General features: G+C 72.1%; 26 protein-coding genes and 1 tRNA gene. 8 read left to right on the top strand and 19 right to left on the bottom strand.

All coding sequences use genetic code 11. The annotated features are described in order from the left end of the window. Window positions 1–36 precede the first annotated feature (36 nt). Together AOQ37_RS13560 and AOQ37_RS13555 are read left to right on the top strand one after the other, a co-directional pair. The gene (locus AOQ37_RS13560; RefSeq protein WP_234436895.1) at window positions 37–1647 is read left to right on the top strand and encodes an MFS transporter; all 1611 of its coding nucleotides are present in this window, start codon (window positions 37–39) and stop codon (window positions 1645–1647) included. A 132-nt stretch (window positions 1648–1779) separates the two neighbouring features. Beyond that, on the top strand, window positions 1780–2544 hold the full coding sequence (locus AOQ37_RS13555; protein WP_199825002.1) for a TetR/AcrR family transcriptional regulator: 765 nt from the start codon (window positions 1780–1782) through the stop codon (window positions 2542–2544). Window positions 2545–2641: 97 nt separating this feature from the next. Here AOQ37_RS13555 and AOQ37_RS13550 read toward each other — a convergent pair whose 3' ends face one another. The 4 genes from AOQ37_RS13550 to AOQ37_RS13535 form a co-directional block, all read right to left on the bottom strand. Further along, window positions 2642–3112 carry a PPOX class F420-dependent oxidoreductase gene (locus AOQ37_RS13550; RefSeq protein WP_062644659.1) on the bottom strand — a complete coding sequence of 157 codons (471 nt, stop codon included), beginning with the start codon at window positions 3110–3112 and terminating at the stop codon, window positions 2642–2644. A gap of 49 nt (window positions 3113–3161) precedes the next feature. Continuing rightward, window positions 3162–3983: a YceI family protein gene (locus AOQ37_RS13545; RefSeq protein WP_062644658.1), complete on the bottom strand. Its 822-nt coding sequence runs from the start codon at window positions 3981–3983 to the stop codon at window positions 3162–3164. Window positions 3984–4061: 78 nt separating this feature from the next. Then, entirely contained in the window at window positions 4062–6548 is a 2487-nt protein-coding gene (locus AOQ37_RS13540; protein WP_062644656.1) for an MFS transporter, read from the bottom strand. A 94-nt stretch (window positions 6549–6642) separates the two neighbouring features. Further along, the gene (locus AOQ37_RS13535) at window positions 6643–7170 is read right to left on the bottom strand and encodes a MarR family winged helix-turn-helix transcriptional regulator (RefSeq protein ID WP_062644654.1); all 528 of its coding nucleotides are present in this window, start codon (window positions 7168–7170) and stop codon (window positions 6643–6645) included. Window positions 7171–7618: 448 nt separating this feature from the next. On the opposite strand from AOQ37_RS13535, the gene AOQ37_RS13530 reads away from it, so the two are divergent. Then, window positions 7619–7816 (top strand): hypothetical protein, encoded by a 198-nt coding sequence (locus AOQ37_RS13530; RefSeq protein ID WP_054242212.1) that lies wholly within the window; start codon window positions 7619–7621, stop codon window positions 7814–7816. Between the two features lie 11 nt (window positions 7817–7827). Here AOQ37_RS13530 and AOQ37_RS13525 read toward each other — a convergent pair whose 3' ends face one another. The 5 genes from AOQ37_RS13525 to AOQ37_RS40840 form a co-directional block, all read right to left on the bottom strand. Further along, a complete protein-coding gene (locus tag AOQ37_RS13525; protein WP_062644653.1) occupies window positions 7828–8634 on the bottom strand; it encodes a hypothetical protein in 807 nt (268 codons plus the stop codon). A 98-nt stretch (window positions 8635–8732) separates the two neighbouring features. Beyond that, on the bottom strand, window positions 8733–9644 hold the full coding sequence (locus tag AOQ37_RS13520) for an RNA polymerase sigma factor SigF (RefSeq protein ID WP_062644651.1): 912 nt from the start codon (window positions 9642–9644) through the stop codon (window positions 8733–8735). Between the two features lie 304 nt (window positions 9645–9948). Beyond that, window positions 9949–10833 (bottom strand): RNA polymerase sigma factor SigF, encoded by an 885-nt coding sequence (locus tag AOQ37_RS13515; protein WP_062644649.1) that lies wholly within the window; start codon window positions 10831–10833, stop codon window positions 9949–9951. 218 nt (window positions 10834–11051) lie between these two features. Continuing rightward, window positions 11052–11345, bottom strand: a complete 294-nt coding sequence (locus AOQ37_RS13510) for a Dabb family protein (protein ID WP_062644647.1) — start codon at window positions 11343–11345, stop codon at window positions 11052–11054. An 18-nt stretch (window positions 11346–11363) separates the two neighbouring features. Further along, entirely contained in the window at window positions 11364–11540 is a 177-nt protein-coding gene (locus AOQ37_RS40840) for a hypothetical protein (protein WP_020131312.1), read from the bottom strand. Between the two features lie 185 nt (window positions 11541–11725). Here AOQ37_RS40840 and AOQ37_RS13505 point away from each other — a divergent pair, with 185 nt between their 5' ends. Beyond that, the gene (locus tag AOQ37_RS13505) at window positions 11726–11995 is read left to right on the top strand and encodes a PLD nuclease N-terminal domain-containing protein (RefSeq protein WP_062644645.1); all 270 of its coding nucleotides are present in this window, start codon (window positions 11726–11728) and stop codon (window positions 11993–11995) included. Here AOQ37_RS13505 and AOQ37_RS13500 read toward each other — a convergent pair. The 4 genes from AOQ37_RS13500 to AOQ37_RS13485 form a co-directional block, all read right to left on the bottom strand. Next, window positions 11990–12074 (bottom strand) — tRNA-Ser (locus AOQ37_RS13500). The two genes, AOQ37_RS13505 and AOQ37_RS13500, sit on opposite strands and share 6 nt — an antisense overlap. A 55-nt stretch (window positions 12075–12129) precedes the next feature. After that, entirely contained in the window at window positions 12130–12561 is a 432-nt protein-coding gene (tadA, locus tag AOQ37_RS13495; protein WP_020131307.1) for a tRNA adenosine(34) deaminase TadA, read from the bottom strand. Between the two features lie 50 nt (window positions 12562–12611). Beyond that, window positions 12612–13160, bottom strand: coding sequence for a tRNA adenosine deaminase-associated protein (locus AOQ37_RS13490; RefSeq protein ID WP_062644643.1), 549 nt, complete (start codon window positions 13158–13160; stop codon window positions 12612–12614). Window positions 13161–13504: 344 nt separating this feature from the next. Continuing rightward, entirely contained in the window at window positions 13505–13708 is a 204-nt protein-coding gene (locus tag AOQ37_RS13485; protein ID WP_107085199.1) for a hypothetical protein, read from the bottom strand. A 168-nt stretch (window positions 13709–13876) separates the two neighbouring features. Here AOQ37_RS13485 and upp point away from each other — a divergent pair, with 168 nt between their 5' ends. Next, the gene (gene upp, locus AOQ37_RS13480; protein WP_062645112.1) at window positions 13877–14512 is read left to right on the top strand and encodes a uracil phosphoribosyltransferase; all 636 of its coding nucleotides are present in this window, start codon (window positions 13877–13879) and stop codon (window positions 14510–14512) included. A gap of 30 nt (window positions 14513–14542) precedes the next feature. On the opposite strand, the gene AOQ37_RS13475 is transcribed toward upp, so the two are convergent. Both AOQ37_RS13475 and AOQ37_RS13470 read right to left on the bottom strand, forming a co-directional pair. Then, window positions 14543–15181, bottom strand: coding sequence for a LytR C-terminal domain-containing protein (locus tag AOQ37_RS13475; RefSeq protein WP_062644641.1), 639 nt, complete (start codon window positions 15179–15181; stop codon window positions 14543–14545). Window positions 15182–15338: 157 nt separating this feature from the next. Then, a complete protein-coding gene (locus AOQ37_RS13470; protein ID WP_004943146.1) occupies window positions 15339–15635 on the bottom strand; it encodes a type II toxin-antitoxin system VapB family antitoxin in 297 nt (98 codons plus the stop codon). 235 nt (window positions 15636–15870) lie between these two features. On the opposite strand from AOQ37_RS13470, the gene AOQ37_RS13465 reads away from it, so the two are divergent. Next, window positions 15871–17292: a helicase HerA-like domain-containing protein gene (locus tag AOQ37_RS13465; protein ID WP_374701499.1), complete on the top strand. Its 1422-nt coding sequence runs from the start codon at window positions 15871–15873 to the stop codon at window positions 17290–17292. A 19-nt stretch (window positions 17293–17311) separates the two neighbouring features. Here the strand turns inward: AOQ37_RS13465 and AOQ37_RS41805 are convergent, their stop codons facing one another. The 4 genes from AOQ37_RS41805 to AOQ37_RS13450 all read right to left on the bottom strand — a co-directional run bounded on the left by AOQ37_RS41805 (window position 17312) and on the right by AOQ37_RS13450 (window position 19409). Beyond that, window positions 17312–17434 (bottom strand): hypothetical protein, encoded by a 123-nt coding sequence (locus tag AOQ37_RS41805; RefSeq protein ID WP_267888007.1) that lies wholly within the window; start codon window positions 17432–17434, stop codon window positions 17312–17314. A gap of 69 nt (window positions 17435–17503) precedes the next feature. After that, window positions 17504–17827 carry a hypothetical protein gene (locus tag AOQ37_RS13460; RefSeq protein ID WP_062644639.1) on the bottom strand — a complete coding sequence of 108 codons (324 nt, stop codon included), beginning with the start codon at window positions 17825–17827 and terminating at the stop codon, window positions 17504–17506. Between the two features lie 157 nt (window positions 17828–17984). Next, a complete protein-coding gene (locus AOQ37_RS13455; RefSeq protein ID WP_078890160.1) occupies window positions 17985–18641 on the bottom strand; it encodes an HhH-GPD-type base excision DNA repair protein in 657 nt (218 codons plus the stop codon). Window positions 18642–18665: 24 nt separating this feature from the next. Continuing rightward, entirely contained in the window at window positions 18666–19409 is a 744-nt protein-coding gene (locus AOQ37_RS13450) for a siderophore-interacting protein (protein ID WP_062644638.1), read from the bottom strand. A 78-nt stretch (window positions 19410–19487) separates the two neighbouring features. Here AOQ37_RS13450 and AOQ37_RS13445 point away from each other — a divergent pair, with 78 nt between their 5' ends. Then, entirely contained in the window at window positions 19488–21554 is a 2067-nt protein-coding gene (locus AOQ37_RS13445; protein ID WP_062644636.1) for a penicillin acylase family protein, read from the top strand. Further along, window positions 21547–22140 carry a GNAT family N-acetyltransferase gene (locus AOQ37_RS13440; protein ID WP_062644634.1) on the top strand — a complete coding sequence of 198 codons (594 nt, stop codon included), beginning with the start codon at window positions 21547–21549 and terminating at the stop codon, window positions 22138–22140. Before AOQ37_RS13445 ends, AOQ37_RS13440 begins: the two co-directional genes overlap by 8 nt. Window position 22141: the final 1 nt, after the last annotated feature.

Below are 22141 nucleotides of genomic sequence, written 5' to 3'. Positions count from 1 at the left end.
TGTACGGCGTATGGCGATAGCTCTACGGTGTAGAACATGACCCCGTCCCCCTCCCCGCGCCCCTCCCCGCCAGCGGCCGCGCCGCCCTCCCAGGCCCAGGCATCGTCGCCCTCCCAGGCCCAGGACTCGCCGCCCTCCCGGGCCCAGGCATCGTCGCCGTCCCAGATCTCGTCGCCGGCCCTTCCGGACAGCGCCTCGGGCCACCCCCGGCGCTGGCTGATCCTCGGGGTCATCTGCCTCGCCCAGCTCACCGTGCTGCTCGACAACACCGTCCTGAACGTCGCGATCCCCTCGCTCACCCGGGAACTGGACGCGGCCACCGCCGACATCCAGTGGATGATCAACGCGTACTCCCTGGTGCAGTCCGGTCTGCTGCTCACCGCCGGCAGCGCCGCCGACCGCTACGGCCGCAAGAAGATGCTGATCACGGGCCTGGCACTGTTCGGCGTCGGTTCGCTGGCGGCCGGCCTCGCGGACACCACCGCCCAGCTGATCGCCGCGCGGGCCGGTATGGGGGTGGGCGGGGCGCTGCTGTTCACCACCACCCTCGCCGTGGTGATGCAGGTCTTCGTGTCCGAGGAGCAGCCGAAGGCGATCGGCATCTGGGCCGCGGTGAACTCGCTCGGCTTCGCGGCCGGACCGCTCATCGGCGGCTTCGTGCTCGATCACTTCCGGTGGGGCGCGATCTTCCTGATCAACCTGCCGGTGGCGGCGCTGGGCCTGGTGGCCGTCGTCGCCCTGGTCCCCGAGACGAGGAACCCGCGGGGCGACCGTCCCGACCTGCTCGGCGCGTTCCTGTCGACCGTCGGTATGACCTCGCTGGTCTTCGCGATCATCTCCGGCCCCTCGCACGGCTGGACTTCGGCACGGGTCCTGGCGAGCGCGGGGCTGGCGGTCGTCGTCCTCGCACTCTTCGCCTACTGGGAGTCGAGAATCCCGTATCCCATGCTCGACCTGGCGTTCTTCCGTGACCGACGGTTCACGGGCGCGGTCGCCGGCGCGGTGCTGGTCACCTTCGGGATGGGCGGCGCGCTGTTCCTGCTCACCCAGCAGCTTCAGTTCGTCCTCGGCTACGGCCCCCTGGAGGCGGGCCTGCGGACCGCGCCGCTGGCGCTGGCCGTGGTCGCCCTCAACGTCACCGGACTGTCGGCGAAGGTGATGGTCGGACTCGGCGGGCCGGTGTCGGTGCTGGTGGGGATGACGCTGGTGGCGGGCGGTCTGACGGCCGTCGCCACGCTCGCCTCCGACGGCTACCCGGGGATGCTGACGGGGCTGCTGCTCATCGGCGCGGGGACATCGGTCGCCAGCCCGGCGATGGCGTACGCGATCATGAGTTCGATCCCGCCGGCGAAGGCGGGAGTGGGCGCGGGCGTCAACGGGACACTGGCGGAGTTCGGCACCGGGCTGGGGGTCGCCGTGCTGGGCGCCGTGCTGAACGCGCGGTTCGCGGCGGTGTCCCTGCCGGTGGCGCTGGCGGCGGCGAACTCGGTGGCGGAGAAGGCGCGGGTGGTCGACTCGTTCTCCGCCGGGCTGGAGGTCAGCCTGCTGATCGGGGCGGCCGCCGTGCTGCTGGGCGGGGTGGTGGCCGCGGCCCTGCTCTCCCGCGCCGAGCGCGACGGGGCCGCGTCGGTACCGGCCACCCTCTGAGCCGGCCACCCTCTGAGCCGTCTGGCCGCCTGAGCCGTCCGGCGTCTGACCGTGTCAGGGCGGTCCCCCGCGCCACGGCGGGGGGCCTCCGCCTAGCATCTTCCCCAGCTACCGGAAGGAAGGTGCCGTGCCATGGCCGAGACCGCCGAGGGCGCCGCGCATCGCAGTGTGTGGCTGGAGGGCCAGGCGCGTCGGCGTGGCCGTGGCGGGGGGCAGCCCTCCGGACTCGACCGGGACCGGATCACCGAGGCCACCGTGCGGCTCCTGGACGCGGAGGGGCTCGCCAAGTTCTCCATGCGGCGGCTGGCGGCCGAGCTGAACGTCACGGCGATGTCCGTGTACTGGTACGTCGACACCAAGGACGACCTGCTCGAACTCGCCCTGGACAGCGCCTTCGGCGAGCTGACGGCGCTGCCCGACCCGACGGACGACGACGCGGACTGGCGTGAGCAGTTGCGCGCGCTGGCCACGCAGTACCGCGAGCTGCTGGTGCGCCATCCGTGGCTGTCCCCGCTGGCCGGCCGCTACCTCAACATCGGCCCGAACTCGGTGGTCTTCTCCCGCACGGTCCAGCGGGTCGTGCTCCGCACCGGCCTGCCGGCGCACGGCGTCACCGGCGCGATCTCGGCCGTCTTCCAGTTCGTGTACGGCTACGGCACGATCGAGGGCCACTTCTTCGCGCGGGTGGCGGACACCGGTCTGACCCCGGACGAGTACTTCCGGCAGGCGATGAGCGCGACCGCGGGCGCCCCGCGGACCGCCGAGATCCTCGAGGAGTCGATGAACCTCATGGCGGCCCGCGGCGGCGACACGGTCGCGGAGATGATGAGCCGCGACTTCACCTTCGCCCTGGACCTGCTGATCGCGGGCATCGAGGCGATGGTGCGACGCGGCTGACGGTCCCGCGACCCGCTGACGGTCCCGCGCCCCGGGGCCCGTGCGGCCGGGGACCCGGAACGTCGCCGCTGCCGTCCGGGCGGGCCGCCGCTCCGGTCTACTCGCCGGTGACCAGGCGGGCCGGGAAGCCGCCGGTGGCGATCGGGCCCCAGCGGTCCGGGGTGAGCCGGATGATCGACTTGCCCTGCTTCAGCATGGCCTGCCGGTACTCGTCCCAGTCGGGGTGCTCACCGGCGATGTTGCGGTAGTACTCCACGAGCGGCTCGACGGAGTCGGGCGTGTCGATCACCTCGGCCGTACCGTCGATCTGGACCCACGGTCCGTTCCAGTCGTCGCTGAGCACGAGGACGGCGATCCGCTCGTCCCGCTTGGCGTTGCGGGTCTTGGCCCGCTCGGGGTAGGTCGAGACGACGATCCGCCCCGAGTCGTCCACCCCGCAGGTCAGCGGCGAGGCCTGGGGGCCGCCGTCGGCACGCCGGGTCAGCAGGATGGCGCGGTGCCGGGGCCGTACGAAGTCCAGCAACTCGTCCAGGGAGACCTTGGTGTTCGTCGCGATGTTCGGTGCCATGGCGTCAGCCTAGGCGCAGCGGTGCCCGTTCCGGCTGACCCTGCCGTGCCTACGCCTGGGGCAGCGCGTCGCCCTGTACCGCCTGGATGTCCAGCTCCACCTTCAGGGTCGTGCCGATGGCCGCGATGCCCGCCTGGACGACCTGGTTGTAGTTCATCGCGAAGTCCTCGCGGTGCAGTTCCGTCGTGGCCCGGAAGGCGGCCCGGGTGCCGCCCCAGGGGTCGGCGCCGGTGCCCAGGTAGGCGAGGTCCAGGTCGACGGGGCGGGCGACACCGTGCAGGGACAGCTCGCCGTGGACGGTCCAGCGGTCCGGGCCCGCCGGGGTCAGGCCGCCGGAGCGGTAGGTGATCTCCGGGTACGTCTCGACGTCCAGGAAGTCCGCCGAGCGCAGGTGGGTGTCCCGCACGGCGTTGCCGGTGTCGATGGAGGCCGCCCGGATCACCGCCTCCACACGGGACCCGGCGATGTCGTCCGGGGCGATCTCGATCGCCGCCGAGAACTCGGTGAACCGTCCGCGCACGCTGGAGATGCCCAGGTGCTGGGCGACCGCGCCGACGGCGGAGTGCGCCGGGTCGACGGTCCAGGGCCCGGGCGGGGGCAGCTCCGTGCCGCCCTGCCGGGCCAGGGTCACGGCCCCCACCTCGGCGCGGCCGCTCGCCGTCACGATCGCGCTGGCCGCCGCGGGCGCGTATCCGACGGCCGTGACGATGACGGTGTACGCCCCGGGGGCGAGCGTGGTCGTGTCCCGTACGGCGCCTTCCGCGTCCGCCTCGGCGCGCAGCACCTGGCCGCCCGCCATGTCGGTCAGCGTGACGACCGCGTGCGACACGGCCCACCCGTCCCGCGTACGGATCTTCGCGGTCAGTCCCATCTCATGCACTCCTCGAACTGGAACCGGCCCGGTGCGGGGCGAACGCCCGCACCGGGCCGGAACCGACAACTGTCGGAACTACTCGCCGGGGTGGGCGAGTTCGATGTCGTGGCCGTCGACGCCCGCGCCCGCCACGGTCAGCGCGGTGGCCACCGGCGGGTAGCCGGTCGCGATGACCGTGTAGTCGCCGCCGTCGAGGTCGGCGAAGGCGTACGCGCCGTCCGCGCCGGTGGTGGCGGTGCCGACCACGTTGCCCGCCGCGTCCACGAGCGTCACGCGCGCGTCGGCCAGCGGACCGTGCGGCGCCCGGACGACGCCCTGGAGCTGGGCGCCCGCTTCGAGGACCACCTCCGCGCGGGTCACGCCGGTCGTGCCGACCTCGATGGGCAGGGCGCGCGGCCGGAACCCGACGGCGTTCACCGCGACGGTCACGGCGCCCGGCACCAGCTCCGCGAAGGAGAACTCGCCCTGCTCACCGGTGGCCGCGGTGGCGAGCAGATCGCCGCGCACATCGGTGACGATCACCATCGCGTCCTTGACGACCTCACCGGATCCGGCGGCGCGGACGACACCGGTGAGCCCGCTGGTCCCGCTCAGCAGGATGTCGTACGCGACCGGCTCGCCGTTCACGACGATCGTGGAGGCCTGCGGCTGGAAGCCGTCGGCGGAGGCGATCAGCACGTACGAACCCGTGCCCGGCGCGTCCAGTCCGTAGGAACCGTCGGCCTGTGCGACCGAGCGGCCGAGCTGGCGTCCGGCGAGCGAGATCAGGGTGACGGCGGCCTGCGGGACGGGCGCGCTCTCCGCGCCGCGCACGAAGCCGTGCACCGGGATGCCGCCCGAGGGCGCCCGGAGGGGGTCGGCGGTGGCGGTGGCGGCGAGCCGCTGCGTGCCCTGGGGGCCGGCTTCCCCGCCCGGCTCGGCGGTCGCGTCGGCGACGGCCCAGCCGGGGACGTGCTCCTGGGCGGGAGCCGAGACCGCGGCCGGAGCCGCAGCCGCGGCCGGGGTCGCCGCCGGGGCCGCGGTGGTGTCCTCCGCCTCGGCCGTGGCCGCCTGCGCCAGCGCGCCCTTGGTCCGCAGCGGGACCTCCTTGATGAACAGGGTGATCAGGAAGGCGAGCAGGGCCAGGGCGGACGCGATCATGAAGACGTCCGCGATGCCGTGCCCGTACGCGCTCTCCATGACCGTGCGCAGCGGCGCGGGCAGCTTGTCCATGTCCGGGATCGAGCTGGAGGAGCTCGAACCGGAGGCGAGGGAGGCGTACTTGGGGCCGAGGTCGGTGATGCCGTCCTTGGCGTAGTCGGTGATCCGGTTGGCCATGACGGCGCCCAGCGCCGAGACGCCCATCGCACCGCCCAGGGACCGGAAGAAGGTGACCGTGGAGCTGGCGGAGCCGAGGTCCTTCGGCTCGACCTGGTTCTGCGTGGAGAGCACCAGGTTCTGCATCATCATGCCGACGCCGAGGCCCAGCAGGGCCATGAAGACCGCGGTCTTCCAGTAGTCCGTGTCGTAGCGGATGGTGCCCAGCAGACCGAGGCCGGCCGTGATGAGCACACCGCCGCTGACCAGCCAGATCTTCCACTTGCCGGTCTTGGTGATGAACTGCCCGGAGACGGTGGAGGAGAGGAACAGGCCACCGATCATCGGGATCGTCATGACGCCCGACATGGTCGGGGACTTGTCCCGGGCCAGCTGGAAGTACTGGGCGAAGAACACCGTGCCGGAGAACATCGCGACGCCGACGAACATCGACGCGATGGAGGAGAGGGTGATCGTGCGGTTGCGGAAGAGGCGCAGCGGGATGATCGGCTCGCTGGCCTTCGACTCGACGAGCACGAAGACCAGCCCGAGCACGATCGAGCCCGCGACCATCGCGTACGTCTGCCACGACAGCCAGTCGTACTTGTCACCGGCGAAGGTGACCCAGACCAGCAGCAGCGACACCGCGGCGGAGATGAAGAACGCGCCGGCCCAGTCGACCTTCACGTCCCGCTTCACGGTGGGCAGGTGCAGGGTCTTCTGCAGCACGATCAGCGCGATGACGGCGAACGGGACACCGACGTAGAAGCACCAGCGCCAGCCGAGCCAGCTGGTGTCGGTGATGACGCCGCCGAGCAGCGGACCGCCGACGGTGGCGACGGCGAAGGTCGCGCCGAGGTAGCCGGAGTAACGCCCGCGCTCACGCGGGGAGATCATCGCCGCCATGACGATCTGCGCGAGGGCGGACAGACCGCCGACGCCGACGCCCTGCACGACACGGCAGGCGATCAGCATGCCCGGGTTCTGCGAGAGGCCGGCCGCCGCGGACCCGAGCACATAGATGACCAGAGCTATCTGGACGAGCGCCTTCTTGGGGTACAGGTCGGCGAGCTTGCCCCACAGCGGGGTGGTCGCCGTCATCGACAGCAGGGTGGCGGTCACGACCCAGGTGTAGGCGGACTGGCCGCCGCCGAGGTCGCCGATGATCTCCGGCAGCGCGTTCGAGACGATCGTGGACGAGAGGATCGCCACGAACATCCCGAGCAGCAGCCCGGAGAGGGCCTCCATGATCTGCCGGTGGGTCATCGGAGTGGCGTCGGCGGAGCCGTGTGACCCTCCGCCGTGCTTCGCGTGAGCCCGCACACCGGCTGGTGTGGTCGTTGCCATGGGCTTCCTTTTCCTATGTTGCTTGTGCGGGTGTACGGGTGGTCTGTGGCTGTTCGCTTACGGGAACGGGAGGCGGCGGCGCGGGCGGGGCCGGCGGCCGGTGCGCGACCGTGCGGCAGTCGCCGAAGCTGGCGCGCAGCCGGGTCAGCAGGGCGATGAGGCGGCCGACCTCGGCGTCGGTCCAGTCGCCCAGCCGTTCCGCCAGCAACTCGGTGCTCCGACGGGAGAGCTCGACGAGCATGGCGTGGCCCTCGGGCGTGAGGTGCAGGATGCGGGAGCGCTTGTCCGCCGGATCGGGGGAGCGTTCGATCCAGCCCCGGTCGGCGAGGTGCGCGGCATGTCGGCTGGTCACGGACATGTCGACGGCGAGCAGCTCGGACAGAGCGCTCATGCGCATGTCGCCGTGGCGGCCGAGGAGCGCCAGCACGCCGGCCGAGCCCGCGGAACAGTCGGGCGGCAGGATCCGTCCGAGGTCACGCTTCACCGCCCCGACGGCAGTGAGCTGACGCGCCAGCTCCTCGTACTGCGCCTGCCCCGCCATCACACCTCCCATGTTGTTGCTTAGGGCAACCATAGGAGCGGTTGGTTGCTACAGGCAAATAAAAGCCCCGTGAGCCCCGCAAAAAGTTGGCAAAGGCAAGTATTGCGACGGTAAATGTGCAGGTGGGGGCGTTGCGGGTGGGGGACGGGGGTGGTGCGGGCGCGTGCGGTACGCCGTGTGAGCGCGCGGGGGACGCGGCGCGGGCGCGTGAAGGGGCGGCACGAGGGCGTGAGGAGGGCGGCGCGGAGGCGGGGTGGGCGGAGCGGGGGTGCGCGTGTCCAGCTGAGGGGACCGGCCGGTCGGAGTCCAAGGGTCCGGTCGGTTCGCGTGCAGGGGTCCGGCAGGTCGGGTTCAGGGGCCCGGCCGGTCGGGTCGAGCGGGTTGCGAACGTCCGGACTTCCTACCCCCACTTGGGCCGCCCGGCGCATTTTCGCTAGTGTCTCGGCCCATGGCTAACACGCAGGGCCCCCAGGGCAACCACGACCCCGCCGGCAGCACCCAGATGTTCCGCGCGTTCGTCGACGACGGCGCCCCCCGGGCCGCCCAGCCGGCGCCCACCCAGTCCGGGCCTCGCATCGGCCTGATCGTCGGCATCGTCGCCGCCGTCGTGATCGTCGCGGCGGTCGCCTGGCTCGCGCTGAAGTAACCGCGGACCGCTCACTCCCACCGGACCGACACGTCCCGCGTCTCGATGTGCATGCCCAGCGGGACGCGCCACGCGTCGACGCAGACCGTCCACGTCCTCTCCTGACGCGCCCCCGCGGCGATCGGTGTCGGGAGCGCGGCCGTCGACTCGCGTGTCGCCCAGTCGACGCCGATCGCGTCGATGACGTGGGTCCCGAAGGTGACCGTGCCGGAACGCACCACGCTGCCCCCGGAGTTGCGGAAGGTGAGGGTCACGTTCTCGCACCACCGCTGATCCGTCCCCGCCCGGACGGGTGCGCCCACGACCAGCGCGGCAGGTCCGGCGGGCACGGTGCTCGAAGGGGCCGTGGGTGTGGGTGGCGGTGAGGGCCCGTCCGGCGGCGTACCGCCCGTCGCGTCGCCGCCCCCGGTGCCCGGGGCGGGCGAGGCGTCAGAGGTGCCCGAGGAGCCCGGGAGGCCAGGAGCGGCGCTCCGAGCGGCGCCGGGCCCGGTCGCGCCTCCCGTGGTGTCCCCCGACCCTTCTCCGGCGGGTCCGGCGGCCGTTTCTCCCGCCGGGCCACCCGGCCGGCCGGCTCTCCCCGCGGGCGAGCCGCTCTCGTCGTCCAGCGGGACGAGCCGCACCCCGCCCGTCGGATCCGCCGAGCCGCCCGTACGCGGGTCGGGGAACGCGGTGTCGCCCGCGCCGCCGATGGCGACGTAGCCGCCCGTGTGCCCGTCTCCCCCGCAGCCGGCCAGCAGACCCGCCGCCACCACGACGGCGGCCGCCGACGCGCCCAGAGAGGCGCCCCGGCGGCCACGTGCCCGTGTCGGACTTCGCATCGCGCCAGTGTCGCTGACGCTCCGTCAGGAAGGAAGCCCCCGGACCCAGTCCGGATCCGTCGTCCGGATCCTTAGTGCGGGTCCGTCCTGCGGGTCCGTCAGTCGGAGATCAGGCCCTCGCGCAGCTGCGCCAGGGTCCGGGTCAGGAGACGGGAGACGTGCATCTGGGAGATGCCGACCTCCTCGCCGATCTGGGACTGGGTCATGTTGGCGAAGAAGCGCAGCATGATGATGCGGCGCTCGCGGGGCGGAAGCTTGGCCAGCAGCGGCTTCAGCGACTCGCGGTACTCCACGCCCTCCAGGGCCGTGTCCTCGTAACCGAGGCGGTCGGCCAGGGAGCCCTCGCCGCCGTCGTCCTCCGGGGCCGGGGAGTCCAGCGAGGAGGCCGTGTAGGCGTTGCCGACCGCGAGGCCGTCGACGACGTCCTCCTCGGACACGCCCAGCACCGCGGCGAGTTCGGCGACCGTCGGAGAGCGGTCCAGCTTCTGCGAGAGCTCGTCGCTGGCCTTGGTGAGGGCCAGGCGCAGCTCCTGGAGACGGCGCGGGACCCGCACCGACCACGAGGTGTCGCGGAAGAAGCGCTTGATCTCGCCCACGACCGTCGGCATCGCGAACGTCGGGAACTCCACGCCCCGTTCGCAGTCGAAGCGGTCGATCGCCTTGATCAGGCCGATGGTGCCGACCTGGACGATGTCCTCCATCGGTTCGTTGCGCGAGCGGAAGCGGGCCGCCGCGTAACGCACGAGGGGGAGGTTGAGCTCGATGAGGGTGTCCCGGACGTACATGCGCTCGGGGCTGTCCTCGGCGAGGGTGGCCAGTCGCAGGAACAGGGAGCGGGACAGGGTGCGGGTGTCGATGGCCCCTGTGGTCGTGAGTGCCGGGGCCGGAGCGGCCTCGGGGGCCGTGACGTCGTCGAGCACGTCGAGCACGGCGGGCTCGACGGGCGCGCTGGGCGCGGACTCGCTCTGTGCGAGCGTGAGCACCTTCGAGCTGCCCTGATCTGCGGACATGCCACCCCCTTTGGGTCGCGGGACGGTCGCGGCGAACATTCCCGCTTGAGGAACGTCAGCCTTCACCTGAATACCGGAGCCGAAGCCCCGGCAAACGCGCTTCCGGCAGAATGTCACATGTCGGCAACACGCTGTAGTGACATGTCGACATGTCAGTGACGAAACGGCCCTGGAAAGAGGGGGTCTGACGGCATTTCAGCGCAGATCTGTCGGGAAGGGGCCGGGTGAGCGATTCGCTCTCAGCGGTGACGACTCGCTCAGGCTTCCGAGCCCTGATCGAGTGACGTGTCGCGGGGGTCCGGAGTCACGCCTCGATGCGGTTCGCCGAGCGCAGGCGCTGGAAGCTGCGCGCGAGCAGCCGGGAGACGTGCATCTGGGAGACGCCGAGTTCCGCGCTGATCTGTGACTGCGTGAGGTTGCTGTAGTAGCGCAGCAGGAGGATGCGCTGCTCGCGCTCGGGGAGTTGGACCAGGAGGTGGCGCACCAGGTCGCGGTGCTCCACGCCGTCCAGTGCCGGATCCTCGTAGCCGAGGCGGTCCAGCAGGCCCGGCAGGCCGTCGCCCTCCTGGGCCGCCTCCAGCGAGGTGGCGTGGTACGAGCGGCCCGCCTCGATGCAGGAGAGCACCTCGTCCTCGCCGATGCGCAGCCGCTCGGCGATCTCGGCCGTCGTCGGGGTGCGGCCGAAGGCGGTCGTCAGGTCCTCGGTCGCGCTGTTGACCTGCACCCACAACTCGTGGAGCCGGCGCGGGACGTGGACCGTGCGGACGTTGTCGCGGAAGTACCGCTTGATCTCGCCGATGACCGTCGGCATGGCGAACGTCGGGAACTGCACGCCCCGCTCCGGGTCGAAGCGGTCGATGGCGTTGATCAGGCCGATGGTGCCGACCTGGACGACGTCCTCCATCGGTTCGTTGCGCGAGCGGAAGCGGGCGGCCGCGTAGCGCACGAGCGGGAGGTTGGCCTCGATGAGCGCTCCGCGCACCCGGTTGTGCTCCGGCGTGCCCGGCTGGAGCTCCTTGAGCTCGCCGAAGAGCAGCTGGGTCAGCGCCCGGGTGTCGGCCCCCCGGCGCCGCTCGGGCGGCTGGACGGCTTCCTGAGGGGCTTCCTGGACGGCTTCCAGGGCAGGCGCGGGGGCGGGTGCCGGGGGTGCCTCTTCCTGAGGCGGCGCAGTACTGGCCGACACGGTCAACGCCACCTCTTCGTCAGGTCAACATCGGTCAACTCATCCGTCAAAAGCGGTCATAGCATCACAAGACATGTGCACTGTGTGCAAGCACCCCATAACGCCGTGTTGAGGGAGAAGTTGAGCCGTGAACCCTGACCCGTGACATGCGAGAGCCCCCCGCCGTATCCGCGGAGGGCTCCGAACCGCCGACAGGACTGCCGGGGAACTGAAGGGAGAGTCGCTCAGAACTCGTAGTCGGCGACCACCCAGGTGGCGAACTCGCGCCACAGGGCGACACCCGCCTGGTGGGCCGGGTGCTCGATGTACCGCTTCAGCGCGTCCGCGTCCTCGACCGCCGAGTTGATCGCGAAGTCGTAGGCGATGGGCCGGTCGCTGATGTTCCAGCCCAGCTCCCAGAAGCGCAGCTCCTCGATCCGGCCGCCGAGCGCGCGGAAGGCCGCCTCGCCCTCGACGACCCGGGGGTCGTCGCGTTCGACGCCCTCGTTGAGCTTGAAAAGGACCAGGTGGCGGATCATGGGCACTCCCCGTGCGAGCTACTCGGCCCCGTCGGCGAGCCAGGTGAAGAAGTCTCCGACGGCCTTGGCGGCGTCCGATATGCCCTGGAAGCCTATCTGGACGTAGTCCGCGGCCTTCGCCGGGTCCGTGATGATCACGTAGAGCACGAAGACCACGAGTACGTAGACGGCGATCTTCTTGGCGTTCACCGCCACCTGGCCTCCCCTGTACGAGCCCACCCGGACCCTGTTGACGGCGGCGAGTGTAACCGGAAGTGCGATTTTCACACCGCTTTTGAACATCCACGGCGCGTTCGTGAACCGTTCGCGGCCCGTCACCCGATGAAGGGGTGAACGCCGGTGTGCGCCGGGCGGAGTGGAAGAGAACGGAAGGGCAGAAAATGCTGGGACTGCTGGAACCGCCGGCCGTGGCCGCGATGGTCCTCGTGACACTGCTGTGCGTGGGGGCGCTGCTCGACTGCGTCCGCACCCCCGCCGAGCGCGTCCGCTGCGCGCCGAAAGCGCTCTGGCTGCTCTTCCTGCTCAGCGCCCCGATTGTCGGCGGCCTGGCCTGGACGTACCTGGGCAAGCGCCCGGAGCCCCGCGAAAGCCCGGACAACACGACGAAGGGCCCGACTCACAGAGCCGGACCCTTCGTACAGAAGCGGTAGCGGAGGGATTTGAACCCTCGGTGACTTGCGCCACACTCGCTTTCGAGGCGAGCTCCTTCGGCCGCTCGGACACGCTACCGAGGGAGACCTTACAGCACACCGGCCCCCGGTTTGAAATCGGATTCGGGGCCGGATCAGCGGTCGCGGAAGAACTCCGTGAGGAGCCCCGCGCACTCCTCGGCGAGGACGCCTTCGACGACCTCGGGGCGGTGGTTGAGCCGTCGGTCGCGGACGACGTCCCAGAGGGATCCGGCCGCGCCCGCCTTGTCGTCACGGGCGCCGTAGACGACCCGGTCCACCCGGGACTGCACGAGCGCGCCCGCGCACATCGTGCACGGTTCGAGGGTCACGACGAGCGTGCAGCCGGACAGCCGCCACTCGCCGAGCGCGGCCGCCGCCCGCCGGACGGCGAGCACCTCCGCGTGGGCCGTCGGGTCACCGCCGGCCTCCCGTTCGTTGTGGCCCCTGGCGAGGACCGTCGTACCGTCCGGAGCCAGCACGACGGCACCGACCGGGACGTCTCCGTCCCGGGCGGCCAGCCGTGCCTCGTCCAGGGCGAGCCGCATCGCGTCCCGCCAGCGGTCGCGTACGGGATCCGGCGCCGCTCCCGGTGCGGTCAGCGGACGGTCTCCAGGACCTCCGAGGCGCCGAGGGCGTCGGCGATCTCGGTGACGGCGTCCGCGGACAGCGACCTCAGCTCCTTCTCCCCGACGCCGAGGTCGTCGAGGATGCCGGCGTCGCCGACCGGGCCGTGCGGCACGGCCTCGGCGGAGCTGCCGTTCACGGCGCTGACGGCACCCTCGTCGTCATCGTCGTCGTCCTCGTTCTCACCGTCCTCGGTGCCGTCGAGGTCGAGGGCGTCCAGGTCGTCGTCGTCACCCGGGTCCCTTCCGAGCAGTTCGTCGGTGAGCAGGATCTCCCCGTACGAACTGCGGGCGGCGGCGGCGGCGTCGGAGACGAAGATGCGAGGGTCCTCCTCGCCGTCGATGCGGACGACCCCGAACCAGGAGTCCTCCTGCTCGATCAGCACGAGGACCGTGTCGTCGTCGGGAGAGGCTTCCCGGGCCAGGTCGGCCAGATCCGACAGGGTCTCCACATCGTCGAGCTCTGTGTCGCTCGCTTCCCACCCGTCTTCGGTGCGCGCGAGCAGTGCGGCGAAGTACACCGTGACTCTCCCACTGGTCTTAGGCGTGCCGGTTGGGGGTCCCCCCGGCGGAGGTTGCGGGCGGAGAGAGCTCAGGCTCCGAGCCCCACCCACTCGGAATCGTGGCAGAAACGAGGCGTCCAGGGGACGTCTTCGGCTCCCTGTGTCCGGTGGTTTCGATCGCACGCCCGTGAGTACGTCCATGAGCACGTACAGGAGACGTCCGTGAGGGACTCACCAGCGCTCTCGTTGCCGCCACCAGCGGATCGTACGCGGCTTTCCCTTCGCCCACGCATGCCCACCCCACACGACACCCGTGACGGTGGCGATCTTCCCCGTATGCCCCAAGTCCCCTGCCGCCGGGGCTACCAGCGGAAGGTGCGCATGCGCATCGCGTGGCGCAGGCGGGCCGTCTTGGCGCGGCGTGGCTGGACCCGGTCGCGCAGCGCGCGGGCCTCGGCCAGCTCCCGCAGAAACCGGGCGCGGCGCCGTCGGCGCTCGGCGTCGGTCTCGTCCGGCCGCGCCTTGTTCGGCGCGTCGTCGTCGGGCAGGTTGGGCAGCTCAGGCATCAACACACCACTCCGGGTACCCCGGTCCGTCTCCTTACCTTTCTCCCACTTTCCCTCCGACGGGCGGTTTGACGCCAGCCATCGGCGGAACGCGAGGGCAAGGTGAGGGGGAGAGCCTCACTGTGCGTGGGGACGCCGGGCGGGTTCGGCCCGGTTACTGTTGTGGACATGCGTCTCCACGTCGTCGACCACCCTCTGGTCGCCCACAAGCTCACCACGCTCCGCGACCAGCGCACGGACTCCGCGACCTTCCGCCGGCTGGCCGACGAACTGGTCACCCTGCTCGCCTACGAGGCCACGCGTGACGTGCGTACCGAGCAGGTCGACATCAAGACGCCGGTCTCCCCGACCACCGGCGTGAAGCTCTCCCACCCGCGCCCGCTGGTCGTGCCGATCCTGCGTGCGGGCCTCGGCATGCTGGACGGCATGATGCGCCTGCTGCCGACCGCCGAGGTGGGCTTCATGGGCATGATCCGCAACGAGGAGACGCTTCAGGCGAGCACGTACGCCACGCGCATGCCGGAGAACCTCCTCGGCCGCCAGGTGTACGTCCTGGACCCGATGCTGGCCACCGGCGGCACCCTGGTCGCCGCGATCCGCGAGCTGATCCGGCGCGGCGCCGACGACGTCACGGCCGTGGTGCTGCTCGCGGCCCCGGAGGGCGTGGAGCTCATGGAGCGCGAGCTCGCGGGCACCCCGGTCACCGTCGTCACGGCGGCGGTCGACGACCACCTCAACGAGCTCGGCTACATCGTGCCGGGCCTGGGCGACGCGGGCGACCGCCTGTACGGCGCGGCCGAGTAACACCGGCGGGCGAGGCGGGAAGGGCTGCGGCTAGCAGCCCTTTTTCGTGGTCGCCGTCGGCTGGGGCGCGGCCAGGGCGGACAGCGCCTTGACCGAGGCCGCCTGACTGGTCAGCGCCTTGAACTGGTTGCCGATGATCAGGTCGACGGCCGTACCCGCGCGGGCGGCGTCGGTGCGGCGTTCGGCGGTGGTGAGCTGGGTGGCGAGCACCGGCAGCGAGGTGTTCAGCGAGGAGGCGGGGCCGAGCAGCATCCCGGTGCCGGCGACCTTCTTGTCGTACTGCTTGGTGGCGTTGCCCACCTCGCCGATCTTGAAGCCGCGTTTCCTCAGCTCGTCCGCGGTGGTCTTGGCGAGACCGCTGCGGGTGGTGGCGTTGAAGACGTTCACGGTGATCTGCGCGGGCTTGGGCGCCACGCCCGTGCCCGCGACGGCGACGCCGGACGGCGAGGCCGCGGGGCTCGCCTTGGTCGTCTTCACCGAGCAGCCGGCTCCGGCGGCCGTGGCCGTCCCCCCGCCGCCCGTGAAGACGTCGATGAGCTGAAGAGTGCCCCAGCCGGCCACGCCGAGCACGGCGCCGCAGGCGACGACCACGACGGCCATGCGGCCACGTCGTCGGTGGGGGCGCATGCGGGGGTATTTGTCCCCCGTGATCCGGTACTTGCCGCCCATGCCGGGGGGAGTCAGCATGCTCATGGGCGCAGCGTAGTGCGCCCGGGCGGCCGTGACGAATAAACGATCATCCGACACCGCTCGAGGCCCGGGAAAGCACCCGAAAGGGTCAACCCGACAGGTCGGCCGGGGCGGGGGCGGGCTTCCTGGCGGTGGGTCAGTCCAGCTCGAGCACGCGCGCGTGCAGGACCTGTCGCTGCTGGAGCGCCGCTCGCACCGCGCGGTGCAGCCCGTCCTCCAGATACAGGTCGCCCTGCCACTTCACGACGTGGGCGAAGAGGTCGCCGTAGAACGTGGAGTCCTCCGCGAGCAGGGTTTCCAGGTCGAGCTGCTGCTTGGTGGTCACCAGCTGATCGAGGCGGACCGGGCGCGGCGCGACGTCCGCCCACTGCCGGGTGCTTTCCCGGCCGTGGTCGGGGTACGGCCGGCCGTTTCCGATGCGCTTGAAGATCACACGGAAAGCCTACCGGTCCCGACGTTCCGGGCGCAGCCATGGAGACGGAGTGCGACGCTGGAAAAGACGTGATGAACAGGGGTAAAACGGAACGAGGGGCTGCCGATGACCGGCTCGACGAGCGCCGCCGACATCGCCGCCGGGTACGCCTTCACGGGCCTCGCCCTCGACCTGGGCGCCCTGCTGTGGGACGGGAGGTGCCTGCCCGGCTCCCCCGGTCCGTATCCCCCTCCCCATGCTGAACAGGCACGGGCTGGTCGCGGGTGCCACCGGCACCGGGAAGACCAAGACGCTCCAGCTGATCGCCGAGCAGCTCTCCGCGCAGGGGGTGCCGGTCTTCCTCGCCGACGTCAAGGGCGACCTGTCCGGCTTGTCGGAGCCGGGAGCGGCGAACGACCGGGTGCGGGGCCGGGCGGCGGAAGTCGGCCAGAATTGGACGGCGACCGGCTTTCCGGCCGAGTTCTACGCCCTCGGCGGCCTCGGTCACGGCATCCCGCTGCGGGCCACTGTCACCAGCTTCGGCCCGGTGCTCCTCGCCAAGGTGCTCCAGCTCAACCGCACCCAGGAACAGTCCCTCGGCCTGATCTTCCACTACGCCGACCAGAAGGGTCTGGAGCTGCTCGACCTCAAGGACCTTCGGTCGGTCGTCGCCTTTCTGACCTCGGACGAGGGCAGGGCTGAGCTGAAGGGCATCGGCGGCCTTTCGACGGCCACGGCCGGGGTGATCCTGCGCTCCCTGACCGCCTTCGAGGCCCAGGGCATGGCGACCTTCTTCGGCGAGCCGGAGTTCGACACGGCCGAGTTCCTGCGCACGGCTGCCGACGGGCGCGGTGTCCTCTCGGTCCTCGAGCTGCCCGCCGTCCAGGAGAAGCCGCAGCTCTTCTCCACCTTCCTGATGTGGCTGCTGGCCGACCTCTTCCACGACCTGCCCGAGATCGGCGACGCCGACCGGCCCGAACTGGTGTTCGTCTTCGACGAGGCGCATCTGCTCTTCAAGGACGCCTCGAAGGCGTTTCTCGACTCCATCACGCAGACCGTCCGGCTGATTCGCTCGAAAGGGGTCGGCGTGTTCTTCGTCACGCAGACCCCCGAGGACGTACCCGGTGACGTCCTCGCCCAGCTCGGCAACCGGGTCCAGCACGCCCTGCGGGCCTTCACGCCGGACGACCGGAAGGCCCTCAAGGCGACGGTGAAGACGTTCCCGGACTCCTCCTACGACCTGGAGGAACTGCTCACCGGGCTCGGGACCGGCGAGGCCGTCGTGACGGTCCTCGGCGAGAGGGGCGCCCCGACGCCGGTGGCCGCGACCCGGCTGCGCGCGCCGGAGTCCCTGATGGGGCCGGTCGACGGCCCCGCCCTCGACCGGGCGGTGCGGGAGTCGTCGCTCCACGCGCGCTATGCACAGGCTGTGGACAGAGAATCCGCGTTCGAGAAACTGGCGGCCCGGCCCCCCGGACATCCGGCCGGGGAGACGAAGAAGGCCAAGGAGAAGCAGGAGACGGCGGGAGCCGGGGACCGGGAGTCCGGGGAGGGGCGTTCCGTCGTCGAGCAGGTCGTCGGCAGCGGCGTGTTCAAGTCGCTGGCCCGGTCCGTCGGCACCCAGATCGGCCGCGAGATCACCCGTTCGCTCTTCGGTACGGCCCGGCGGAGGCGGTAGTCCCGCCCCCGCCGACCGGTCAGCGCTCCCGGTGCTCCGGGGACTGCTGCGGTTTCGCTTCCTTCACCTGCGGTTTCGATGTGCTGCGCGCCGCCTCCGCACGCAGCAGGGCGCGCAGGATCGCGTACGGGTCTGTGGGCATGACTCTTTCCCTCGCATGTTCCTCGCGTGAGCGTGGCGTGATCGCCGGTGTGCCGGGGAACGGCGCCCGTCAGCAGCGCAGGACCACGGTGCGCAGGGCACGCAGGGCGTACGGGGGCCGGTGCGGCGCGGGCCGCGGCCGTTCCGCGGGGACACCGGGCACCGGCACCGGGAGGGTGGCGGGACGCAGGGGAGCGGCGGGCCGGTGGGCGCAGGGGGCCGGTCGCAGCGCCGTGTCGAAGGCGTCGTACTCGGCCGTCTCGGCGGTGCCGACAGCGGCGACGACGGGCGCCGCCGCGATCTCGGCGGCCGCGCCCGGCACCAGCAGCGCGAGCAGCAGCACGAGCGTCCGCAGCCGGATGCGGCTGCGGGGGCGGCGTGCTGCGGGGCTCATGAGAGGTCATCTCCCCGCGACACGCCCTGGATTCAGCACGCCGGGGGCCGGATCCGCCCGTTCGGCGGACAACCGGTCCGGTGCGACGAGGTCCGGTGCGGCCCGGTGCGGGCAGGCCCGGCGTGTGGTCCGGCGTGTGGTCCGGGCGGGCCCCGGCCTACTTCTCCGCGGTCCTGCCGGTCTTGCCGGCCTTGGTGGCCTCGCCCGTGCTGCCGGGCGTGTCGGCCTTGTTCGCCTTCTCCGCCTTGGCCGCCGCCTTCATCTCCTGCTTGTGCGCCCGTACCTTCGTCAGCGACTCGGGGCCGGTGATGTCGGCGACGGACCGGAAGGACTTCGGCTCGCCGTAGGCGCCGGCGGCCTCGCGCCAGCCCGTGGGCCGCACACCGAGCTGCTTGCCGAGCAGCGCGAGGAAGATCTGCGCCTTCTGCCTGCCGAAGCCGGGCAGTTCCTGGAGCCGCCCGAGCAGTTCCTTGCCGCTGCCCACGTCCTTCCAGACGGCGCCGGCGTCCCCGTCGTAGTGCTCGACGAGGTACTGGCAGAGCTGCTGGACGCGCTTGGCCATGGAGCCGGGGTAGCGGTGCACGGCCGGCTTCTCGGAGAGCAGCGCGGCGAAGGCCTCCGGGTCCTGGGCGGCGATGTCGTGCGCGTCCAGGTCGTCGGCGCCCAGCCGGTCGGCGATCGTCCGGGGTCCCTTGAACGCCCACTCCATCGGAACCTGCTGGTCCAGCAGCATCCCGACCAGCGCGGCGAGCGGGGACCGCCCGAGGAGCTCGTCGGCCTCGGGGTCCTGGGAGAGGTGAAGGGTGACGTCCATGCGTCGATGATCCCGCCTGGGCCGTCAGCTCGCGCGCCAGTACCCCAGCGCGTGCAGCCGTTCCTTGGGCAGGCCCAGTTCCTTGCGCAGATAGGCCGACAGCGTTCTGGTGGTGCGGGTGTCGCAGGCGATCCAGACGTAGGGGTCGGGGGTGGACTCCAGCAGGGCGGGCAGCTCGGCCTTCACCCGCTCGACGAGGTGGGCGCCGGAGTCCACCCGGGGCACGGGCCGTATCTCGTGGCGTGCCGGGTCGGTCCGGAAGGGGAGGCCGTCGAGGCCGTCGGACACGCCCTCGAACCAGACGGTCGCCGGGGCGGAGCCGAGCGCTCCCTCGCCCTCGCCGAGCAGGGAGTTGATGGCGGGCAGCGAGGCCGGGTCGCCGATCACGAGGACGCGCGAGGGAGCCGGGGCCGGCGGTTCGAAGCCGGTGCCCTGGACGGTCGCCTCGATGGTGTCGCCGGGGGTGGCCGACCGGGCCCAGTCGCTGGCCGCGCCCTCGTGCAGCGCGAACTCCAGGGCGAAGGTGCCGGCCTCCGGGTCGGGGTCGACCAGGGTGTAGGCCCGCTGGTGCGGCCGGCCCGCGTTCTCGAACCAGAGCCGGATCCAGATCGTCGGGTGGACGCCGGTGGCGGCGAGCAGCCCGCCGTCGGACAGGCGCAGCCGGCGGTAGGCGTCGGTGACCTCTTCCGCCCCCGTCACGGTGAGCGTGAAGTCCTTCGCACGCATCAGTCTGAGGACCGTGCCCTCCCAGCCCCGCCCCTGCGCCATGACCTCTCCACCCCTCGCGTACGATTTCGCCGCAACCTACTTAGGCCAGCCTAACCTAAAGCAAAAAGGGGCCAGAGGGTGACCACCGAGATCTACCGTGACGCCTGGGGCGTCCCGCATCTGCGCGCCGGCAGCGCCCGCGCCCTCGCCCGGCTCCAGGGATCCGTCACCGCCCGCGACCGTGCCTGGCAACTGGAGGTCGAACGGCACCGGGCGCGCGGCACCTCGGCGTCCTTCCTCGGCCCGGAGGCCCTCCCCTGGGACCGCTTCGTACGGCGCGCCCGCCTCGACGACACGGCGAGACGCTGCTTCGCCGGACTGGAGGAGAAGGACCCGGAGACGGCGGACTGGGTCCGGGCGTACGTCGACGGGGTCAACGAGGGGCTGGCGACCGCCGAGGCCCCCGAGTTCACCCGGGCCGGCCTCGCGCCCGGCCGCTGGGAACCGTGGACCCCGCTCGCCGTCTGGCTGTCCGCGCACATCCTGTTCGCCGGGTTCCCCGCCAAGCTCTGGCGCGAGGAGGCAGCCCGGCATCTCGGCCCCGAGGCGGTCGGCCTGTTCGCCACCGACGGGCCCGGCACCTCCGGCAGCAACGGCTGGCTGGTGGACGGCGCCCGGACGGTCACCGGGCAGCCGGTCATCGCCGGCGACCCGCACCGCTTCATCGAGGACCCCGGCGTCTACCAGCAGATCCGCCTGGCCTGCGACGAGTTCGACGTAGTCGGACTGGCCGTCCCCGGGGTCCCCGGCATCGCCCACTTCGGCCACACCGGCTCGGTCGCCTGGGCCATCACCAACGCCATGGCCGACTACCAGGACCTCTACCGCGAACGGCTGCGCCGCACCGGCGCGGGCGTCGAGGCGCTCGGCCCGGACGGCACCTGGCGACGGGTCGCCCGGCACACCGAACTCGTACGGGTGGCGGGCGAGGAGACCGTCGAGGTGGAGGTGCTGGAGACCGAGCGGGGCCCGGTGATCGCCGGCGGCCCGGAGGGCCTCGACGACGGCACCCCGCTCGCGCTGACCCTGCGCCACCCGCCCCGGGTCACCGCCGACCTGGGCTTCCAGGCGCTCCTCCCGCTGCTCAGGGCCCGCCGGGTCGCCGACGTGGACCGCGCCCTCGACCGCTGGGCCGAGCCCGTCAACGTCGTCCAGGCCGCCGACACCGAGGGCGGCCTGCTGCACCGGGTCGCGGGCCGTGTGCCGCTGCGCGCCGAGGCGAACCGCACCGGGCTGGTGCCCGCCTGGGAGCCCGGTCACGAGTGGACCGGCTGGCACGAGATGCCCCGCGCGGGCCTGGCCGAGGGCGTCGCGGTGATGGCCAACCAGCGCGGCCCCGCCGCGGAACTGGGCGTCGAGTTCGCCCCGCCGCACCGCGCCGACCGCATCCGGGCGCTGCTCGGGGAGCGCCGGCGGTGGTCCGCGTCCGACATGCCGGCCATCCACACGGACACCCATCTGGCCTCCGCCGCACCCCTGCTGGACCGTCTGTCCGCCCTCGACGACCTGACAGGAGCGGCCGCCGAACTCCGTGACCGCCTGCTGCGCTGGGACCGGCGGATGGACGCCGACAGCCAGGACGCGGCCCGGTTCGCGGCCCTGCGGAGCGCCCTGGTCCGCCGGCTCGCCGCGCATCCGGCCTTCGCCGCCCTCACCACCCCGCCCGCCTACCCGGAGGTCTTCCTCCCCTGGCTGGCCCTCGTCCCGCGCATCGGCTTCGCCCTCGAGCACCTCCTGCGCGCCGAGGAGCTGTACGGCGTCGACCGGACGGCACTCGTACGGGAGGCCGTCGAGGAGGTCGCCGGCCGGCCCGCCGCCCGCTGGGGCGACACCCACCGCCTGGCCCCCTGGCAGGCGCTGCCCGACCCCGGGCGGCAGGCCCCGGCCCTCGCCGGCGACCACGACTGCGTGCTGTGCACCTCGGCCGTGCCCGGCTGGACCGACCTCGCCGCGCGGGGCCCGGCCGCCCGCTACGTGTGGGACCTGGCCCGCCGCGAGGACAGCCTGTGGGTGGTCCCGTTCGGTGCGTCCGGCCTCCCCGACCACCCCCACCACCACGACCAGCTCCCCCTGTGGCTCAGGGGCGAGCTGGCCCCGGTCGTCACCGACTGGGCACAGCTGAAGAAGGAGAGCGACCATGGCTGACCGTTACGTGCACACGGAGGCGGCCGACGGGTTCGGCACCGTCGGCATCCGTCCCCTCGACCCCGAGGGCGACGCGGACGTCGTCCACGGCTGGGTGAGCGAGGAGCGGGCCGCGTTCTGGGGCATGAACGGCCTGACCCGGGACCAGGTGGCCGAGGTCTACGCCCACATGGCCGGCCTCGACACGCATCACGCCTTCCTGACCGAGCTGGACGGCGAGCCGGTCGCCCTCCTCCAGACCTACGAGCCGGCCGAGGACCGGGTCGGCGAGTGCTACCCGGTCGAGCCCGGCGACATCGGCGTCCACGTGCTCCTCGCGCCGGCCGGCGGACGAGGGGCGCGGCCGGGCTGGTCGGCGGCGCTGCTGGGCGTCTTCGCGTCGTACGTGCTGGTCGGCCTGGACCGGTCGCGCGTCGTGGTGGACCCCGACGTGCGCAACGAGAAGGCGGTCACCCGCTTCCTCCGGCAGGGCTTCGAGGAGGGGCCGGTCGTCACCCTGCCGGAGATCGATCTGCCGGACGTGCACCTGCCGGAGAAGAAGGCGCAACTGGCGTTTCTGCGCCGGGAGGTAGCGTTCCCCGGGTGAC

Source organism: Streptomyces maremycinicus (assembly GCF_001184025.1).
Taxonomy (GTDB): domain Bacteria; phylum Actinomycetota; class Actinomycetes; order Streptomycetales; family Streptomycetaceae; genus Streptomyces; species Streptomyces maremycinicus.
The sequence above is the reverse complement of the archived record's forward strand: the minus strand, read 5'-3'. Positions and strand labels throughout refer to the sequence as shown.

Coding starts and splice junctions, on each gene's coding strand:
- AOQ37_RS13555 (WP_199825002.1), top strand. CDS start 1,780: ATGGCCGAGACCGCCGAGGGCGCCGCGCATCGCAGTGTGTGGCTGGAG.
- AOQ37_RS13440 (WP_062644634.1), top strand. CDS start 21,547: ATGGCTGACCGTTACGTGCACACGGAGGCGGCCGACGGGTTCGGCACC.
- AOQ37_RS13535 (WP_062644654.1), bottom strand. CDS start 7,170: ATGGCGGGGCAGGCGCAGTACGAGGAGCTGGCGCGTCAGCTCACTGCC.
- AOQ37_RS13530 (WP_054242212.1), top strand. CDS start 7,619: ATGGCTAACACGCAGGGCCCCCAGGGCAACCACGACCCCGCCGGCAGC.
- tadA (WP_020131307.1), bottom strand. CDS start 12,561: ATGCGGCTCGCCCTGGACGAGGCACGGCTGGCCGCCCGGGACGGAGAC.
- AOQ37_RS13460 (WP_062644639.1), bottom strand. CDS start 17,827: ATGAGCCCCGCAGCACGCCGCCCCCGCAGCCGCATCCGGCTGCGGACG.
- AOQ37_RS13540 (WP_062644656.1), bottom strand. CDS start 6,548: ATGACCCACCGGCAGATCATGGAGGCCCTCTCCGGGCTGCTGCTCGGG.
- AOQ37_RS13520 (WP_062644651.1), bottom strand. CDS start 9,644: ATGTCCGCAGATCAGGGCAGCTCGAAGGTGCTCACGCTCGCACAGAGC.
- AOQ37_RS13475 (WP_062644641.1), bottom strand. CDS start 15,181: ATGGGCGGCAAGTACCGGATCACGGGGGACAAATACCCCCGCATGCGC.
- AOQ37_RS13465 (WP_374701499.1), top strand. CDS start 15,871: ATGCTGAACAGGCACGGGCTGGTCGCGGGTGCCACCGGCACCGGGAAG.
- AOQ37_RS41805 (WP_267888007.1), bottom strand. CDS start 17,434: ATGCCCACAGACCCGTACGCGATCCTGCGCGCCCTGCTGCGTGCGGAG.
- AOQ37_RS13505 (WP_062644645.1), top strand. CDS start 11,726: ATGCTGGGACTGCTGGAACCGCCGGCCGTGGCCGCGATGGTCCTCGTG.
- AOQ37_RS13510 (WP_062644647.1), bottom strand. CDS start 11,345: ATGATCCGCCACCTGGTCCTTTTCAAGCTCAACGAGGGCGTCGAACGC.
- AOQ37_RS13525 (WP_062644653.1), bottom strand. CDS start 8,634: ATGCGAAGTCCGACACGGGCACGTGGCCGCCGGGGCGCCTCTCTGGGC.
- AOQ37_RS13450 (WP_062644638.1), bottom strand. CDS start 19,409: ATGGCGCAGGGGCGGGGCTGGGAGGGCACGGTCCTCAGACTGATGCGT.
- AOQ37_RS13560 (WP_234436895.1), top strand. CDS start 37: ATGACCCCGTCCCCCTCCCCGCGCCCCTCCCCGCCAGCGGCCGCGCCG.
- AOQ37_RS13550 (WP_062644659.1), bottom strand. CDS start 3,112: ATGGCACCGAACATCGCGACGAACACCAAGGTCTCCCTGGACGAGTTG.
- AOQ37_RS13545 (WP_062644658.1), bottom strand. CDS start 3,983: ATGGGACTGACCGCGAAGATCCGTACGCGGGACGGGTGGGCCGTGTCG.
- upp (WP_062645112.1), top strand. CDS start 13,877: ATGCGTCTCCACGTCGTCGACCACCCTCTGGTCGCCCACAAGCTCACC.
- AOQ37_RS13485 (WP_107085199.1), bottom strand. CDS start 13,708: ATGCCTGAGCTGCCCAACCTGCCCGACGACGACGCGCCGAACAAGGCG.
- AOQ37_RS13455 (WP_078890160.1), bottom strand. CDS start 18,641: ATGGACGTCACCCTTCACCTCTCCCAGGACCCCGAGGCCGACGAGCTC.